Here is a 17,819-nt window from a genome sequence, read left to right on the forward strand (position 1 = left end):
AAGTGGCCTTATGAAGCATCTGTCGGCTCAGCAGGTGGCCCGGCTCGCCGACGTCCCACCGGACGCCCGGCCCTACTACCGGGCGCTCGCCGACGCCGTGCGCGCCCTCGTGATGGACGGCCGCATCCCGGTCCGCGTGCGCATGCCCGCCGAACGGCACCTGGCCGGCACGCTCCAGGTCAGCCGCACCACCGTGACCGCCGCCTACGACCTGCTGCGCGAGCGCGGCTACCTGGAGAGCCGGCAGGGCTCGGGAAGCTGGACCGCGCTGCCCGACCCCGCCGTGTCGTCCGACAACCCGTGGCTGGCCGTCGACGACGGCGGTCTCATCCAGATGCACGCCGCCGCCCCGCCCGCGCCCTCCGCGCTGCGCGAGGTGATGGCCGCCGCCGTCGACGACCTGCCCCGCTACGGCATGGGCAACGGCTACCACGCGCTCGGCCTGCCCGTGCTGCGCGAGCGGATCGCCGCCTACTACACCGGGCGCGGCCTGGCCACCCGGCCGGAGCAGATCCTCGTCACCACCGGCTCGCAGAACGCCATCCAGCTCGTCCTCGGCGTGCTCACCGGGCCGGGCGACCCCGTCGTGGTCGAGTCGCCCACCTACCCGCACGCCATCGACGCCGTCCGCCTGCGCGGCGCCCGGATCGTCCCCGTCGGCGTCACCCACGAGGGCTGGCAGCCCGACCTCGTCGCCGCCGCCATGCGCCAGCCGGCCGCCCGCCTCGCCTACCTGATGCCCGACTTCCAGAACCCCACCGGCGCGCTCATGGACGACGCCACCCGCGCCGCGCTCACCGGCGCCGCCCGGCGCTGCGGCACCACGCTGCTCGTCGACGAGACGTGGGCCGAGCTGGCCCTGGACGACGTGCCCCGCACCGCCCCCATGGCGGCCTTCGACACCGACGGCCGGGTGATCAGCATCGGGTCGGCGTCCAAGCTGTGGTGGGGCGGGCTGCGCATCGGCTGGATCCGCACCACCGCCGCGCTGGCCCGGCGCATGGCGCTGCACCGCGCCGCCGCCGACATCGCCAGCCCGGTGCTGGAACAGCTCGTCGTCGCGCGGCTGTTCGACCGGCTGGAGGAGACCAGGGCCGAGCGCCGCCGCGCCCTGCGCGCCTCCCGCGACGCCCTGGTCACCGCGCTGCGCGCGCACCTGCCCGAGTGGGAGTTCGCGGTGCCGCGCGGCGGCGGCACGCTGTGGATCCGGCTCGGCTCCGGCTCCGCCGTCTCCCTCGCCGAGGCGGCCGCCGGTCATGGCGTACGGATCGCGCCCGGCCCCTGGTTCGGACTGGAGGGCACGCTGGAGGGTTACCTGCGGCTGCCCTACACGCTGCCGCCCGCGCTCCTGCGGGAGGCGGTCACCCGCGTCGCCGCCGCCCACCGGCACGGCCCGATCGGCCCCGCCCGGGTCCCCGACTCCCTCAGCCCGATGGTGTGAGCGACGTCATTCGGTGATCCCCCTGGCCAGGGGTGCGCGCCAGTTGAGGCGCATGGCGGCGATCCGCAGCACGAAGGCGAGGACGGCCGCGCCCAGCGTGGCCGGCCAGCCGTGCAGGCCGAGCTCCGACAGGATCGCCATGGCCGCCGAGCCCAGCAGGGCGGGCAGCGCGTACAGCTGCCGGTCGTACAGGAGGGTGGGGATCTCGCCGGCCAGGACGTCGCGCAGCATGCCGCCGCCCACGGCCGTGACGACGCCCAGCAGGGCGGCGTGCAGCGGGCTCAGCCCGTACTCCAGGGCCTTGGCCGTGCCGACGGCGCAGAACAGGCCCAAGCCGGCGGCGTCGAGCACGAGGATGGCGGGCATGACGCGCGCCACGTGCGGGTGCCAGAAGTAGACCACGGCCGTGGCCACGACCGGCACCAGCACGTAGCCGAGGCTCTGGAACGCGGCGGGCCGCACGTTGAGCACCAGGTCGCGCACGATGCCGCCGCCCAGCGCGGTCATCTCGGCGAGCACCGCCATGCCGACCACGTCGAGCCGCTTGCGCACGCCCATGAGGGCGCCCGACAGCGCGAAGACGAAGATGCCGGCGAGATCGAGAAGTTCTGACACGTTGGCAATGTCTACAGGATGTCCGCGCGACGGCTAGCGGATGGGGGGCATGGCGGGCACGTGGTGCTCGGCCATCAGCGCGCGCAGCTTGCGGGTGAACATGAACAGCGCCAGCCCGGCGACGATCGCCAGCGCCGCCAGCAGCAGGTAGTAGGCGGGCTCGGACATCACGTTGCCGAGCCGCCCGGTCTGCCCGCCGACGGCGTCGCCCACCGACACCGCGATGAACCACACGCCGAGCATCTGCCCCTTGAACGCCTGCGGCGCCAGCTTGGTGGTGACCGAGAGGCCGACCGGGCTGAGCGACAGCTCGCCGAACACCTGCACCAGGTAGACCAGCACCAGCCACCAGACCGACACCCGGCCGCTCTGCGCCAGCGACGCCGCCAGCGCCATGATGACGAAGCTGAGCCCCACCATGACCAGCGCGAAGGCGAACTTCTGCGGCGTGCTGACCCGGTTGCCCAGCTTGACCCAGAGCGCCGCGAACACCGGCACGAAGATCATGATGAACAGCGGGTTGAACGACTGCGTGGTCGCCGCCTGGATCGGCACCCCGAACAGCGACAGGTCGGTGTTGTTCTGCGCGAAGAACAGCAGCTTGCTCGGCGCCAGGTCGTAGATCATCCAGAAGATGGCGGCGGCGATGAACAGCCAGATGTACGCCTTCATCCTGGACCGCTCGTCCTCGGTCAGGTCGTGGCTGCCGAGCATGATGTAGCCGAAGTAGACGACGGGCACGGCCAGGATCACGATCGTCACCACGAGCGTGAACCGGCTGAGCGTGAACGTGCCGGTCGCCGCCCACGCGCCCAGCGCCACAGCCGCGACCGCCACCGCCGCGCAGGTCATCAGGCCGAAGCGGCGCAGCTCGGCGGGCGACAGCGGCATGCCCGGCCGCTCGCCGACGCCGCGCAGGCTGCGGCGGCCGCCCCAGGCGTACTGCGCCAGGCCCAGCGCCATGCCGACCGCCGCCGCGCTGAAGCCCAGGTGCCACCGGTCGCCGGCGGCCAGCCAGCCCACCACGATCGGGGCGAAGAACGCGCCCAGGTTGATGCCCAGGTAGAACAGCGAGAACCCGGCGTCGCGGCGCGCGTCGGCGTCGTCGGGGTAGAGCTTGCCCACCATGACGGAGATGTTCGGCTTGAGCAGGCCGGTGCCCGCGATGATCAGCAGCAGGCCGAGCCACACGAAGATCGGCCCCTGGACCGGGATGGCCATGCTGATGTGGCCGCACATGATGACGAACCCGCCCCAGAACACCGACCGGCGCGGCCCGAGGATCCGGTCGGCGATCCAGCCGCCGGGCAGCGCCACCAGGTAGATCAGCGCGCCGTAGACGCCGACGACCGCCTGGGCGGTCTCCTCGGTCATGCCGAGCCCCTGGTTGGCGGGGGAGGCCACCATGAACGTCGCCAGGATGGCACGCAGCCCGTACCAGCTGAACCGCTCCCACATCTCGGTGCCGAACAACGTCGCCAGGGCCCACGGGTGACCGAAGAACGTCCTGCCGCCGTTACTCATCCGTGCCCCCGATGGTCACTCAAAGCGTGTGAAAGATTACTCTACGTCACAGATGTGCCAGACCCTTGCCGCTACCCGCGCGGTGTGGTGCGATGCATGCCAAATGTGTAAGTGGTCGCTGACTGGAGGCCCGCGCCATGGCAGAAGTCCTCGAAGTCCGGGCGGAGATCGAGCGGCTCATCGCCGGCCGCACCGTGTGCGAGCAGCTCCGACAGGTCGCCGAAAGCCACCCCGACGCCCCCGCCTACTCCGATCCCGTCGAGGGCCCGGCCGGCGGCTGGGCCACGCTCACCTACGCCGAGGCGCGCGGCCGCGTGCTGGAGATCGCCGCCGCCTTCGCCGCGCTCGGGCTGGAGCCCGGCGACCCGGTCGCGCTGATGATGGTCAACCGCAGCGAGCACGTGCTGGCCGACCTGGGCGCCGTGCACGCGGGCGGCGTCGGCTGCACCGTCTACTCCACGTTCGCGCCCGACCAGATCGCCTTCGTCGCCGGCGACGTCGGCGCCCGCTACGCGGTGCTCGGCGGCCCCGCCGAGCTCGCCCGCTGGGAGCCCGTCCTGGACCGGCTGCCCGGCCTCCGCACGATCATCATGCTGGAGGGGGCGCCCGACGGCGACCGGTTCATGTCCTGGCAGGACTTCCTCGACCTGGGCCGCGCCCGCCTGGCCGAGGACCCCGCCACCGTCGAGGCCCGCTGGCGGGCCGTCACCCCCGCCGACGTCGCCACCGTCCTCTACACCTCGGGCACCACCGGCATGCCCAAGGGCGTGCCGCTCAGCCACACCAACATCTTCTACGAGGTCGAGTCCACCGACCGGATGGCCTCGCTGCCGCTGCTCGGCACCCAGATCTCCTACCTCACCTACGCGCACATCGCCGAGCGCGTCCTCAGCCTCTACCTGCCGCTGGTCAAGGTCTCCCACGTGCACTTCTGCACCGACCTGGCCAACCTCGGCGCCACGCTCGGCCAGGTCAGGCCGATGCTGTTCTTCGGCGTCCCCCGCGTGTGGGAGAAGATGATGGCCCGCCTCCTCACCGTCCTGGCCACCCAGCCCGAGGAGCAGCAGGAGGCCGTACGGCAGGCCATGGCGGCCGGCGTCGCCTACGTCGAGGCCGGGCAGTACGGCGCCACCCTCACCCCCGAGATCGAGGCCGCGTACGAGAAGGCCGACGCCTCGCTCCTGTCGGTCATCCGCGGCATGATCGGCTTCGACCGCGCCCAGTGGACCGCCACCGGCGCCGCCCCGCTCGCCGGCGAGGTCCAGCGCTTCTACGCCGGGCTCGGGCTCAAGGTCATCGACGTGTACGGGATGACCGAGACCACGGGGGCGTTCACCGGCAACGGCCCTGCCTGCTACCGCCTCGGCACCGTCGGCCGCGCCGAGCCCGGCGTCGAGGTGCGCATCGCCGGCGACGGCGAGCTCCTCACCCGCAGCCCGCTCAACACCACCGGCTACCTCGGCCGCCCGGAGGCCACCGCCGAGCTCATCGACGCCGACGGCTGGCTGCACACCGGCGACATCGGCACCGTCGACGCCGACGGCTTCTACCGGGTCGTCGACCGCAAGAAGGAGCTGATCATCACCGCCGGGGGCGAGAACATCTCCCCGGCCGAGATCGAGAACCACCTCAAGGAGCACCCCCTCATCGGCCAGGCCCTCGCCTACGGCGACAACCGGCCGCACCCGGTGGCCGTGCTCACCCTCGACGGCGAGGTCGCGCCCGGCTGGGCCCAGGCGCGCGGCATCGCGTTCACCACGCTCGCCGACCTGGCCGCCCACCCCGACGTGCTCAAGGAGGTCGAGACGGCAGTCGAGGCCGCCAACGCCAAGCTCGCCCGGGTCCAGCAGGTCAAGCGGTGGGCGCTGCTCGGCGCCGAGTGGACCGCCGAGACCGAGGAGCTGACGCCCAGCCTCAAGCTCAAGCGGCGGGTGGTCCACGCCAAGTACGCCGACCTCATCGCCGGGCTGTACGACTCCTGACCTTTTGCCATCGGTTGCCATCGGGGGCGTGTGTCGTGGTCCAGGTCATGACCGGGCGGTTCGTACCGTCTTGATCATGACCAGAAGCCTTCTTCTCGTCTCGCTCGCGGCGGGTGCGCTCACGGTGCCCGCACCGGCGTCCTCCGCCGCGACCGAGCTCGCCATCCGGGAGATCACCGTACGGCCGGCCGCTCCGGTGGTCGGGGCCGGCGACTCCGTCCGCCTGGTGATCGACGTGGTCGCCAAGGGGGTGCGGGGGCGCGACGGGGTGACCGTCACGGTCGAGCCCGGCTCGCCGCCCGCCGGCGCGGAGCGCCCGTCGCCGCCCGGCCGGCCCCGCGTCCTCGCCCCGGACGAGAACGTCACCGAAGGCGGCGCCGACGCCCTGCCACCGGCGCAGGCCGTACAGGAGAACCCGGCCCGGCCCGGCACAGCGGACGGCACATCTAACGGCGCGGCGGACGGTGCGGCTAACAGTGCGGCGGACGGCGCGGATGCGGCGCGGCCCGGCGGGGAGGCCGGCGGGCCCGGGGCGGACGCCGTCCGGTCGGGGGCCGAGGCGGTGCGCTCGGCCGCCGAGACCGTGCGGACGGCGGCGGGCGCGTTCCGGCCGCAGGTGGTGCGCGAAGAGGGCGCCGAGGGGCGGCCCGGGGTGCCGGTGCGGCTGGTGTGGCGGCTGGCGCCGAGCCCGATGCGGATGAGCGGCGGCTGGCAGACCTGGCGCTTCCTGCCGGACAAGGAGCTGACCCGCTTCTACCCGGCCGGCACCTGGACGATCACCGCGACGGCCAAGGGCGCGCAGGGCGCGAGCGTGACCGCGTACGAGACGTTCCAGCTCAGGCGGGAGACGCGGCTGTCGGACGTCGCGGTGGAGCGGTCCCGCCACGCCGAGGGGGTGCGGCTGCACGGCTCGCTGAAGAGGGCCGACGCGCGCGGCCTGACCGGGCTCTCGCCGTTCGGCGGGCAGCGGGTGGAGCTCCTGTGGCGGCAGAGCCCGTCCGGCGAGTGGGCGCACGCCGGGTACGTCACCACGGACGCCAAGGGCTCGTTCACGCACACGGTGCGCGACCGGACGGGCGGCTTCTGGCGGGTGCGGTACGCGGGCACCGGCCACTACGCGCCTGACCAGTCCAAAATCCACGAAATCGCAGGATAAAAGCCCTAATACAACTCCATAAAAGACATCACCGGAATTGGTGTTGCGAAATTGTGATCGTCCGTTTCGCAACCTTTCTTTACCCTTACGCGTCATTGGACGGTGACGTGTGCCGTCCCGGCGCGCGTTCCATACGGGGAAGGAAGTCAGTTTCATGATGCGACGACTCGCCGCCGGAGTGGCGGCGGCCGCCATGGGCGCCACCGTGCTCGCGGGAGCGGCCGCGCCCGCGATGGCCGACCCCGGCTACGACAGTGGCCAGACCCGGCTCGACCTCGACGTCAACCCCGAGCCCGCCTGGCGCGGCAAGCCGCTGACCGTCGAGGGCAAGCTGTCCGTGCACTGCGACGAGGACTTCGCCAGCGGCCTCGTCGTGGTCCTGCACGACAACCGCTGCAAGGAAGGCAGCTGGCACCGGCTCGGCTGGAAGCGGATCGTCATCCTCTTCAAGCCGTCCTACAGCGGCCGCTGGGAGTACGTCGACACGCTGAAGACCGGCCGCGACGGCTACTTCCACACCCGGGTCGAGGCCCGTTCGTCCGGGACCTGGCGGGCGGTCTTCGAGGGCTCGCGCCACCTGGAGCCGTCGTCCGACACCGACTGGGTCAAGGTCTACGGCCGCCACCACCACCGCTAGCCGATCACGCGGACGCCCGGCCCCTCACACGCGAGGGACCGGGCGTTCGCCGTCGTCACGGCATTCCCAGAGCGGAACTGTCAGGGGAGCGGCACCCGCAGCGGTCCGAAGCCGGCGATCTCCACGGTGAGCTCCCCGGTCGCCGCCGGCAGCTCGAACAGGCCCCAGAACTCCCGCTCCTGCCCCGGCCCGAACTTCTCGCTGGACAGGCGCACCCCGGACACGTCGGTGCACGCGCAGTAGGCGTCGACGCCGCCGTTCTCGGCCGGCACCTGGAGCCGCCCCGGCAGGTAGCGGCGCTTGCCCCGCTCGTCGGTGAGCGTGACGGCGGTGGCCGCCTGATACTTGAACGACATCCAGTCCTTGGCGCGGTGCAGCTCGTTGTACCAGGCTTCAGCGCCGCCCTCGTTCTTCACCCGGTAGGTGAGCAGGCCGAGCCCGTCCGGCAGCCGCCGCAGGCCGGTCACCTCCAGCTTGAACGGCTGTCCGTCGGCCGTGGTCGAGCCGGTCAGGCCCTCGGCGGGCCGGGCGCTCGGCTGCGCGCTCGGCCGGGTGGCGGCCGGGGCGGGCTCCGGCTTCGCGAACGTCACCGTGACCCGGCGGTTGCGCCGCCTGCCCTCGTCGGTGCCGTTGTCGTAGAGCGGCTGCCGCGACCCGAACCCCCGGGCCTGGTAGGTGACGCCGTCCCGGGTGACCAGCGCCGACAGCGCCTTGCGGACCGCCTGGGCGCGGCGCGCCGACAGCGGGTCGTTGATCGCGTCGGTGCCGGAGGAGTCGGCGTGCCCCTCGACCTTGACGGTGTCGCCGGGGGAGGCGTCGACGAGCTTCGCGGCGCGCGCGAGCACCGCCCTGGCCTTGGGCGTGAGCGTGGCCCGGTTGACCGCGAACAGCACGTCGGAGGAGAGGCTGATGCTCAGGTCCTTGCCGTCGTCGGCGGTCTCCTCCGACTGGTCGGTGGACTCCGACGGCGTCACGATCCGGCGGGCCAGCGTGGTGACCTGCTCGGCGCCCGGGTCGGGGAGGGTGACGCCGGGCGGGGTGACGGGCGGATCGTCGCTGATCGGCACGTCCGGCATCGGCGGGCCCACCGGGGTGACCACGGTGGCGGTGGAGGGGGAGCCCGCGGGCGCGGGCAGCATCGCGTACAGGTCGACCGACTGTCCGGGGTCGAGCGAGTACGGCAGCTTGTCGCGGTCCTGGTCGCTGCACAGGCACGGTGAGCCGGTCGGCTGGTAGGGCAGGATCCACGAGCGCGCGGCCGTGTCGAGCACGCCGATCCCGGAGGCCCAGCGGATCTGGCCCAGCGGTCTCGTCTGGTCGCCGAGCTGGCCGGTCCACGAGATGCTGTCGGACTCGCCGGTGTTGGTCAGCCGGACCTGGACGGCCAGGTGCGCGCCGCCGATCCGGTTCAGGCCGGTGACCTCCACCTTGAGGTCGGGCGTGAGCGTGCTGCGCGACTCCGCGAGCGCGGCCGTCGCGGGCGCGGTGGCGGATGCGGTGGCGGGCGCGGTGGCGGGCGCAGTGGTGGCGGGCGCCGAGGACGCCGGCGGCGGCGCGCTGGACCGGCTGGCAGATTGGGGTGCTTCTGCCCCGTTCGTCAGCCCGCAGGCCGAGGAGGCGAGCAGGAGGACGAGCGTGACAGGCTTTCTAAGCTTCACCGGACGCATGATGTCGTATTCGTCCGTTCCTGTCGTGTTGAAAGTTCAGTAGGCTCGGCTGAAGATTTCAACGCGGGGGAGTCGATGAGCCGGGTCACGCTCAAGGAGGTCGCCGAGCGGGCGGGAGTGGCCATCGGCACGGCCTCGGCGGTGTTCGCCGGCAAGTCCTGGGTGTCCCCGGCCACCGGCGCCGCCGTGCGGCAGGCGGCCGAGGAGCTCGGCTACCGGCCCCGCGCCCGCAAGGCCACCGCGGCGCCGGGCGGGATGATCGGGTTCGTCTCCTGGGTGAACGACCTGTTCGCCCCGGCGAACCCCTACTACGCCCCGGTCCTGTTCGGCGCCCAGCAGGCGTGCGCCGAGCTGGGCCTGTCGATGACGTACGAGGTGGTGCAGCGGCGCGGCGACCTGCTGCCGCTGTGCGTGGCCCGCGAGCAGGTCGGCGGCCTGCTCGTGCTGAGCTCGGCCCCCCGCGACCAGCTGCTCCGCATCCTCGACGCGGGCGTCACCTGCGTGCTGCTGGAGTCCGCCGCCGGCGACCTGCCCGACGGCCTGGCCGTCGACCAGGTCGGCCACGACGACGAGACCGGCGGCTACCTGGCCACCCGCCACCTGCTCGACCTCGGCCACACCGACCCGCCGCCCGCCGTCATCACCGCCGACGAGCGCGTGCTGCCCGCCGCCCGCAGGCTGTCCGGCTACCGGCGGGCCCTGGCCGAGCGCGGGCTGCGCCCGCCGCCCGGCTACGTCCGGCGCGGCGAGTTCACCTCCGAGACCGGCCACGAGCAGATGGCGGCGCTGCTCGCCCTGCCCGTGCCGCCGACCGCCGTCTTCTGCGCCAACGACGAGTCGGCCTTCGGCGCGCTCGCCGCGCTGCGCGAGCGCGGCCTGTGCGTGCCCGGCGACGTCAGCGTGATCGGCTACGACGACATCGCCATGGCCGCGCACGCCTCCCCGCCCCTCACCACGATCGCCAGCGACAAGGAGCTGCTGGGCGCGCAGGCCGTCTGGCACCTCGTGCAGCGCATCCGGCGTCCCGGGCTCACCGGCCGCGACACCCGGATCGCCGTGCGGCTGGTGGCCAGGGAGTCCACCGCCCCGCCCCGCTGAGCCGGCCCCCGCTGTCCGCCTGATAGGCACGCATCCGCCCTGCTCGACCGAGTAGCATGTCGATCAAGCTGCTTGAGGCTTGCTTGAGGTGAAGGAGACCCCTCCGTGACCGAGCTTGAGCGGGTTCCGCCCGGCGTCGACCCCGGCGTCCCGAGTTCCGCCCGGGTCTACGACTACCTGCTCGGCGGCAAGGACCACGTCGCGGTCGACCGCGCCGTCGCCGAACGGCTGCTCGCCGTCGCGCCCGACTCCCGCCTCGTCGCCCGGGCCAACCGGATCTTCCTCGTGCGCGCCGTACGGCATCTGGCCGAGCAGGGCGTGCGGCAGTTCATCGACGTCGGCGCCGGCATCCCCACCTCGCCCAGCGTGCACGAGGTCGCCCGCGAGGTGCACCCCGCCTGCCGGGTGATCTACGTCGACTACGACCCGGTGGTGCGGTTGCACGCCCAGGTGCTGCTGGCCGACTCGCCCGGCGTGGAGAGCATCCAGGCCGACCTGCGCCGGCCCGCCGACATCCTGACCGACCCGCACGTCACCGGCCTCATCGACTTCGACCAGCCCGTCGGGGTGCTGCTCGTCGGCATCTTCCACTTCGTCAAGCACGAGGAGGACCCCGCCGGGATCATCGCCGCCTTCCGCAAGCGGATGGCGCCCGGCAGCCACCTGGTCCTCTCCCACGCGATGCTGGAGAGCGACCCCGAGGCGCGCGGCGAGCTCTACCGGGCCACCGCCAACACCCCGGCCCACCCCACGTTCCGCTCCCGCGACGAGGTGCTGGCGCTGCTCGACGGCTTCGACCTGATCGGGCCCGGGCTCGTGCCCGTCCAGGACTGGCGGCTCGCCGGCGACGACGACATCCCGCTGATGGACGGCATGCCCAAGCTGCGCATCGACGGCGCCGTCGGGCGGGTCCCCGCCTAGGGAGGGCCGTCCCGGGAGCGCCTGCCTAGCCCCCGCGCCACGGCTCTGTTGCCGCCGCCCGATCCGGCCCCGGCGGCAGCGGATTCCGCCCCGTTTCTCGGCATGATGGAGAGAGGCTGAACCCTTCAGAAGGGCCTCCGGCATGCCATTGTTAGGCTTCGCCCTGTCCTGCTGCATCCTCCCCTTCGGCTTGGGGCTCTCCGCCCTGCTGGTGCTGGCGCTCGAATGGCTCGCACCCGACGTCATCCCGTTCGAACTCGACACGTTCTGGGCCCTGGACCGGCCGCTCTGGCCCGCGTTCACCGGCGCGGTCACGCTCGTCTGGCCGGTCCTGGCGGCCGGGCTGCTGATCACCGCCATCGCCGCGCCCCGCCAGCGTCACGCCCAGCGGCAGCTCGCCGCCTACGGCGTCGAGGACGCCCAGGTCATCCGGCTCGGGCCGGCCCGGATGCTGTTCCAGAGCGCGCTGGAGGAGATCGCGTTCCGGTGGGTGCTCTTCTACGCGGCCATCGCCGGCGCCACCTTCGCCGACTTCGTCCTGCTGGGCTTCGCCGACCTGCACCCGGTGCGGTGGCTGTTCACCGAGGTGCTCATCCCGCTCGCCGACCTCGCCACCTTCGGCATGCTGCACGAGCAGCTCACGCTCGGCGCCTGGGCCGTGGCCGCGGCGATCCTCGCCAGCAACGGCCGCTTCCGCAACGGCCACCTCTACCAGGGGCTGATCGGGTGGATCTGGTCCTGGTACATGGGCATGTTCCTGTTCCTGGTGATGTTCGAGTACGGGCTCCCCGCCGCCATCGCCGTGCACGTGGCCTACAACCTGGTCACGCTGGCCCTGCACGTGGCCATCACGGGAGTGGCGCCGCGCGTGGTGGTGCTGAACCTGGAGCCGCAGCCCCTTCAGGAGTGACGTACGGCCCCCGGGGCGCGCCGGGGGCCGTACGGATCAGCGGGCGGCGAAGTTCTGGGTCCAGTAGGTCTGGCCCTTGGCGTTCTTGGCCGCGCCCACGCCGATGAGCGTGTACTTGCAGTTCATGATGTTCGCCCGGTGGCCGGAGCTGTTCATCCAGCCGCTGACCACCGCGGCCGGGGTGCGCTGGCCCATGGCGATGTTCTCGGCCCAGCCGGTGCCGCCGGTGAACCCGGCCGCCCGGATGCGGTCCATGAACGAGCGGCCGTCCTGGGAGGTGTGGCTGAAGTAGCCGCGGGCGGCCATGTCGGAGGAGTGGCCGAAGGCGGCCTTGCGCAGCTGCGGGTCGTGCTTGAGCGGGGCGCAGCCGCCCTTGGCGCGTTCGGCGTTGGTCAGGCGGACGACCTCGTTCTCCTCGGCCGTGCCGACCGTGCCCGCCGGGGGAGCGGGCGAGGAGGTCGGGGCGGGGGCGGGCGTCGCGGTGGCGGACGAGGTCGGGGCCGGGGCGGGGGAGCAGGTGAGCCGGACCGGGCGGGACCTGGCCGTGTGGCCGCGGTAGTCGGTGGCGAGCGCGTAGTAGACGCCGGGGGCGCACGGGAGCGTGAGCGTGAGGCGGGCGCCTGCGGCCCGCCGGGCGCCGCTCTTGACCACCGGGTCCTTGCCGGGCTGGGCGCGCTTGACGCGCACGCGGATCAGCGCCGGGCGCTCGCAGCCGCTCCTGGTGGCGGACGCCCGGATCCTGCCGTCGTCGCCGACCTGCGGTCCCGTCACGGACAGCCGGCAGGCCGCCTGAGCGGTGGAGGCCGTGCTCGCCGCGTGGGCGGCGGGTGTCACGAGCGTGGCGGCGGTGGCGAGGCAGGCGATCATCCCAAGGGATCGGCGCATGCGGTGTTCCCTCCAGTTTCCGGTAGACGCTGGATGGAAATCGCATTCTGTCGGGGCCAGAACCAACTTGTCAGGAAAATTCGGATATCTGGGTAAACCAACGGGGCCCCTGGGACGTCCGCGCAGCGCACGAGGGGCGGCCACCCGGAGGCGGCCGCCCCTCAGGCCTCAGCGGGCGCCCAGCAGGTGCTCCATGGCGAGCTGGTCGAGCCGCTCGAACGCCATCCCGCGCGCCCCCGCCGCGTCCGCGTCGAACTCCTCGAACGCGCCGCGGTCCGCGAGCAGGTCCTGCAGCGTCTCCCCGTCCGCCAGCGTGGGCCTGGCCAGGTCGTCCAGCCGGGACGCGCGCAGCGCCTCCTGCACCTCCGGGTCGGCGCGGAAGGCCGCCGCGCGCTCCTTGAGCATGAGGTAGTTGCGCATGTTGCCGGCCGCCGACGCCCACACGCCGTCGACGTCCTCGGTCCGCGGCGGCTTGAAGTCGAAGTGCCGCGGCCCCTCGTACCCGCCGCTCTCCAGCAGGTCCACCAGCCAGAACGCGTCCCGCAGGTTGCCCGCGCCGAAGCGCAGGTCCTGGTCGTACTTGACGCCCGTCTGCCCGTTCAGGTCGATGTGGAACAGCTTGCCGTGCCACAGCGCCTGGGCGATGCCGTGGGTGAAGTTGAGCCCGGCCATCTGCTCGTGGCCGGTCTCCGGGTTGACCCCGACCAGCTCCGGATGGGCCAGCTCGCCGATGAACGCCAGCGCGTGCCCGACGGTCGGCAGCAGGATGTCGCCGCGCGGCTCGTTCGGCTTGGGCTCGACGGCGAAGCGCAGGTCGTAGCCCTGGCTCAGCACGTACTCGCCGAGCAGGTCGAAGGCCTCCTTCATGCGGTCGAGCGCCACCCGCACGTCCTTGGCGCCGCCCGACTCGGCGCCCTCCCGGCCGCCCCACGCCACGTAGACCTTGGCGCCCAGCTCGACGGCCAGGTCGATGTTGCGGATGGTCTTGCGCAGCGCGTAGCGGCGCACGTCACGGTCGTTGGCCGTGAACCCGCCGTCCTTGAACACCGGGTGCGTGAACAGGTTCGTCGTGGCCATCGGCACCACGAGGCCCGTCTCGTCCAGCGCCTGGCGGAACCGCTTGACGTGGCGGTCGCGCTCGGCGTCGCCGGAGCCGAACGGGATCAGGTCGTCGTCGTGGAACGTCACACCGTACGCGCCGAGCTCGGCGAGCCGGTTGACGGTCTCCACCGGGTCGAGCGCCGGGCGGGTCGCGTCGCCGAACGGGTCGCGGCCCGGCCAGCCGACGGTCCACAGACCGAAGGAGAACTTGTGCTCCGGGCGGGGCGTGAGGCTGTCAGTCACTGGGACTCCTATTCGTAAGGGCAGAAAACAAATTAATATGCCAAGGCGGCGGAGGGAAGACCGCCCCCGGAACGCAGGAGGCAGCATGTCGGCACAGCGCGTCGTCATCGGCATCGACAGCTCTACCCAGTCGGCCAAGGCCGTCGCCGTGGACGTGGACACCGGCGCCGTCGTCGGCGAGGGCCGCGCCCCCCACACCGTCACCTCCGGGGCCGGCCGCGAGAGCGACCCCCGGCAGTGGTGGCAGGCCCTCTGCGCCGCCGTCGAGGCCACCGGCCACGCCGCCCGCGCCGCCGCCGCCTCCGTCGGCGGCCAGCAGCACGGCCTCGTCACCCTGGACGACGCCGGCGAGCCCGTACGCCCCGCCCTGCTCTGGAACGACGTCCGCTCCGCCGGCCAGGCCGCCGCCCTGGTCGCCGAGCACGGCGCCGACCGGCTCGCCGAACGCGTCGGCAGCGTCCCCACCGCAGCCTTCACCCTGACCAAGTGGCTCTGGCTGACCGAGAACGAGCCCGCCCATGCCGCCCGCGCCGCCGCCGTCCGGCTGCCCCACGACTACCTCACCGAACGCCTCACCGGCCAGGCCGTCACCGACCGCGGCGACGCCTCCGGCACCGGCTGGTGGACCCCCACCGGCTACGACACCGGCCTGTTGGACGCCGCCGGCCTCGACCCCGCCAGACTGCCCCGCGTCACCACCGGCCTCGCCGGCACGGCGCTCCCCGGCGGACCGCTCGCCGAAGGCACCCCCGTCGCCGCCGGCACCGGCGACAACATGGCCGCCGCGCTCGGCCTCGGCCTGCTCCCCGGCACCCCCGTGCTCAGCCTCGGCACCTCCGGCACCGTCTACGCCGTCACCCGGCGCCGGCCCGCCGACCCCACCGGCGTCGTCGCCGGGTTCGCCGACGCCCTCGGCAACTGGCTGCCGCTCGCCTGCACGCTCAACTGCACCCAGGCCGTCGACAAGATCGCCTCCCTGCTCGGCCGCGACCGCGACGCCGTCGAGCCCGGCGGCACCGCCGTCGTCCTGCCCTACCTCGACGGCGAACGCACCCCGAACCTGCCGCACGCCGCCGGCCTTCTGTACGGGCTGCGCCACGACACCACCGCCGGCCAGGTGCTCCAGGCCGCCTACGACGGAGCCGCGCACTCGCTCCTGGCCGCCCTCGACGACGTCCTGCGCGCCGGCGGGGAACAGCCCGACCCGGACGTGCCGCTCGTCCTCATCGGCGGCGGCGCGCGCGGCGCCGCCTGGCGCGACACCATCCGCCGCCTCTCGGGCCGGCCCGTCCTCATCCCCGCCGCCGGCGAGCTCGTCGCCCTCGGCGCCGCCGCCCAGGCGGCCGCCCTCCTCACGGGCGAGGCCCCCGACGAGGTCGCCCGCCGCTGGGGGACCGCCCGCGGCACCCTCCTCGACCCGCTCCCCCGGGACGCCGAGGCGATGGACAGGATCGCCGGTACGCTGCCCCGTGCCGACCGTCTCCTGACCACCCCCTGACCCCCGGAAGATCCCCATGCCCCCACCCACCGGAAGCACCGCCCCTCCCCCGGCGACCTCCCTTGCAGCCGAGACCCCCCACCAAGGACCCGGCCCCGACTGCGCGCCCCTTGCGCGCGCCACCACCCCTCCGGAGAGCGGGCCCGCGTGCGTGGGGGGCAAGCCTGCGGACCGGGGGAGCGGGCACCGCGCTGCCACCGCCCCTGCGGAGGGCGGGCCCGCGTGTCTGGGGGGCAAGGCTGCCACCCAGGGGAGCGGGCGCGGCGCTGCCACCGCCGTATGGGCCGCCGCCCCTGCGGGGGGCGGGCCCGTCTGTGGGAGCGGCGGCGGTGCGCGTGCTGGGGCGCGGCCAGCGCAGGGGGCTTCCGGTTCCGAAGGCGTGGCCCCGCGTGCGGCGGAAGGCGGTGCCGGTTCCCGAGTTGATCGAGGGGGCGGCCCTGCGGGGAGCACGGGGGCGCGGGCGGGGGGACGGTTTGCCGCTTCCGGCTGGGAGGCTGCTCGTGGGGGCGTGAGTCGCGTACGGGGAGTCGTCCCTGCGGAGGGTGGGGCTCTTCGGGGTGGAGGCGGGCGGGTTTCTGGTGCGGGGGTGCGGGTGTGAGGCGTTGGGAGCAGGCGCGTCGGCAGGACGGGGGGCGGCCGGCGTCGCAGCAGGGGATGCGGCAGCACAACCTGGCGCTCGTCATGGGGACCGTGGCCGCGCACGGGCCCGTGTCGCGGGCGGCGGTGGCGGGGCGGACCGGGTTGACGAGGACCGCGGTCTCCAGCCTGGTGGACGAGCTGCTCGCCGGTGGGCTGCTGACCGAGCTGGGGCCGGCGGCGAGCGGCCGGGTGGGGCGGCCGGGGACGGCGCTGGCGGTGAGCGAGGACGGCCCGGCGGGGCTGGGGCTGGAGGTGGGCGTCGAGCATCTGGGCGCCTGCGTCACCGACCTGCGCGGTGAGGTGCGGGTGTGGTCCCGGGCCGAGAGCCCCAACGCGGCGCTGGGCCCGGCCGGGGTGATGGCGGCGCTGTCGGAGCTGGCCGACGACGCCACCCGGCGGGCCGCCGAGCTGGGGTTGCGGCCGGTCGCGGCGGTGGTGGCGGTGCCCGGCCTGGTGGGGGACGTGCCCGGCACCGTGGCCCGGGCGCCGAACCTGGGCTGGCACGACGTTCCCGTCGCCGGGCTGTGGCCGGGGGAGCTGCCGCTGCGCGTGGAGAACGAGGCCAACCTGGGCGCGCTGGCCGAGCTGTGGGCGCATCCGGTGGCGGACGACTTCGTGCACGTGTCGGCGGAGAGCGGCATCGGCGCGGCGCTCGTGGTCGGCGGGCGGCTGTTCAGCGGTGCCCGGGGGCTGGCGGGCGAGCTCGGGCACATGCCGGTGCATCCGGACGGGTTCCCGTGCTCGTGCGGCGCCCGGGGCTGCCTGGAGCAGTACGCGGGCAAGGCGGCGGTGCTGCGCGCCGCGGGCCTCCCGCTCCCGGCGGCGATCGGCGCGGCCCCGGTGGGTGCGGCCCCGGTGGGTGCGGCCCCGGTGGGTGCGGCTCCGGCGGGTGCGGCTCCGGCGGGTGCGGCTCCGGCGGGTGCGGCTCCGGTGGGTGCGGCCCCGGCGGGCGCGGACGTGGTGGCGGCGCTGGCGGAGCTGGCGCGGGCGGGGGAGACGCCGGTGGTCCGGGCGCTCGACGGGGCCGGGACGGCGCTGGGGACGGCGCTGGCCGGGGCGGTGAACCTGCTCGACCCGGCGGCGGTGGTCCTCGGCGGCGCTTACGCGGAGCTGGGGGAGTGGCTGCTGCCGGCGATGCGGCGCGAGCTGGCGGCGCGGGTGACCGTGCGGCCGTGGGACCCGGAGGCGCTGACGGTGTCCGAGCTGGGCCGTCGCGGCCCGCTGCTGGGGGCGGCGCTGGCGACGGTCCGGGGCATTCTTGACGATCCCGCCGCACTCTGGTCATGACGCGGCGCCACGACAGATGTCGATCTTTGCGAGATCGTCGTCAGGGAGCGCGGAGCGTGCTAGCGTATTAGGCGTTGCAGTTCTGGTACCCATGGATTTCGTGTGCGCCTGGCGGGATGTGACCCTCGGGCGCATTTGTGTTTTCGGCGGTCATCTTCCTCAGGTGTCACTACGGCGACACGGGATCCGCGAACCGCGCTTCCCCGCACTCTTCG

Annotated in this window: 14 protein-coding genes; 9 read left to right on the plus strand and 5 right to left on the minus strand. The window is 73.8% G+C overall.

The window, feature by feature from the left end:
• Positions 1-10 precede the first annotated feature (10 nt).
• On the plus strand, positions 11-1,441 hold the full coding sequence (locus AB0J53_RS08560) for a PLP-dependent aminotransferase family protein (protein ID WP_364170064.1): 1,431 nt from the start codon (positions 11-13) through the stop codon (positions 1,439-1,441).
• Between the two features lie 6 nt (positions 1,442-1,447).
• Here the strand turns inward: AB0J53_RS08560 and AB0J53_RS08565 are convergent, their stop codons facing one another.
• Entirely contained in the window at positions 1,448-2,056 is a 609-nt protein-coding gene (locus AB0J53_RS08565) for a trimeric intracellular cation channel family protein (RefSeq protein ID WP_219505662.1), read from the minus strand.
• Between the two features lie 33 nt (positions 2,057-2,089).
• Positions 2,090-3,580: an oligopeptide:H+ symporter gene (locus AB0J53_RS08570; protein WP_364170068.1), complete on the minus strand. Its 1,491-nt coding sequence runs from the start codon at positions 3,578-3,580 to the stop codon at positions 2,090-2,092.
• A 137-nt stretch (positions 3,581-3,717) separates the two neighbouring features.
• Between AB0J53_RS08570 and AB0J53_RS08575 the strand changes: the two genes are divergently transcribed.
• The 3 genes from AB0J53_RS08575 (at position 3,718) to AB0J53_RS08585 (ending at position 7,355) form a co-directional block, all read left to right on the plus strand.
• Positions 3,718-5,562 (plus strand): AMP-dependent synthetase/ligase, encoded by a 1,845-nt coding sequence (locus AB0J53_RS08575; protein ID WP_364170071.1) that lies wholly within the window; start codon positions 3,718-3,720, stop codon positions 5,560-5,562.
• 76 nt (positions 5,563-5,638) lie between these two features.
• Positions 5,639-6,718 (plus strand): hypothetical protein, encoded by a 1,080-nt coding sequence (locus AB0J53_RS08580; RefSeq protein WP_364170074.1) that lies wholly within the window; start codon positions 5,639-5,641, stop codon positions 6,716-6,718.
• Positions 6,719-6,872: 154 nt separating this feature from the next.
• Entirely contained in the window at positions 6,873-7,355 is a 483-nt protein-coding gene (locus tag AB0J53_RS08585) for a hypothetical protein (RefSeq protein WP_219505654.1), read from the plus strand.
• An 80-nt stretch (positions 7,356-7,435) separates the two neighbouring features.
• Here the strand turns inward: AB0J53_RS08585 and AB0J53_RS08590 are convergent, their stop codons facing one another.
• Entirely contained in the window at positions 7,436-9,013 is a 1,578-nt protein-coding gene (locus AB0J53_RS08590) for an OmpA family protein (RefSeq protein ID WP_364170077.1), read from the minus strand.
• Between the two features lie 84 nt (positions 9,014-9,097).
• Here AB0J53_RS08590 and AB0J53_RS08595 point away from each other — a divergent pair, with 84 nt between their 5' ends.
• The 3 genes from AB0J53_RS08595 to AB0J53_RS08605 all read left to right on the plus strand — a co-directional run bounded on the left by AB0J53_RS08595 (position 9,098) and on the right by AB0J53_RS08605 (position 11,951).
• Positions 9,098-10,120 (plus strand): LacI family DNA-binding transcriptional regulator, encoded by a 1,023-nt coding sequence (locus AB0J53_RS08595; protein ID WP_219505650.1) that lies wholly within the window; start codon positions 9,098-9,100, stop codon positions 10,118-10,120.
• A 105-nt stretch (positions 10,121-10,225) separates the two neighbouring features.
• The gene (locus tag AB0J53_RS08600; RefSeq protein ID WP_219505649.1) at positions 10,226-11,041 is read left to right on the plus strand and encodes an SAM-dependent methyltransferase; all 816 of its coding nucleotides are present in this window, start codon (positions 10,226-10,228) and stop codon (positions 11,039-11,041) included.
• 142 nt (positions 11,042-11,183) lie between these two features.
• On the plus strand, positions 11,184-11,951 hold the full coding sequence (locus AB0J53_RS08605) for a hypothetical protein (protein WP_364170082.1): 768 nt from the start codon (positions 11,184-11,186) through the stop codon (positions 11,949-11,951).
• A gap of 36 nt (positions 11,952-11,987) precedes the next feature.
• Here the strand turns inward: AB0J53_RS08605 and AB0J53_RS08610 are convergent, their stop codons facing one another.
• On the minus strand, positions 11,988-12,836 hold the full coding sequence (locus AB0J53_RS08610; RefSeq protein ID WP_364170085.1) for a CAP domain-containing protein: 849 nt from the start codon (positions 12,834-12,836) through the stop codon (positions 11,988-11,990).
• Between the two features lie 168 nt (positions 12,837-13,004).
• Entirely contained in the window at positions 13,005-14,180 is a 1,176-nt protein-coding gene (gene xylA, locus AB0J53_RS08615) for a xylose isomerase (protein ID WP_364170088.1), read from the minus strand.
• Between the two features lie 85 nt (positions 14,181-14,265).
• Between xylA and xylB the strand changes: the two genes are divergently transcribed.
• Positions 14,266-15,678: a xylulokinase gene (gene xylB, locus AB0J53_RS08620; RefSeq protein ID WP_364170091.1), complete on the plus strand. Its 1,413-nt coding sequence runs from the start codon at positions 14,266-14,268 to the stop codon at positions 15,676-15,678.
• Between the two features lie 594 nt (positions 15,679-16,272).
• Positions 16,273-17,604 carry an ROK family transcriptional regulator gene (locus AB0J53_RS08625; protein ID WP_364170094.1) on the plus strand — a complete coding sequence of 444 codons (1,332 nt, stop codon included), beginning with the start codon at positions 16,273-16,275 and terminating at the stop codon, positions 17,602-17,604.
• Positions 17,605-17,819 lie beyond the last annotated feature (215 nt).

The organism is Nonomuraea sp. NPDC049725, assembly GCF_040674795.1.
In the GTDB taxonomy this organism is placed as follows: domain Bacteria; phylum Actinomycetota; class Actinomycetes; order Streptosporangiales; family Streptosporangiaceae; genus Nonomuraea; species Nonomuraea ceibae.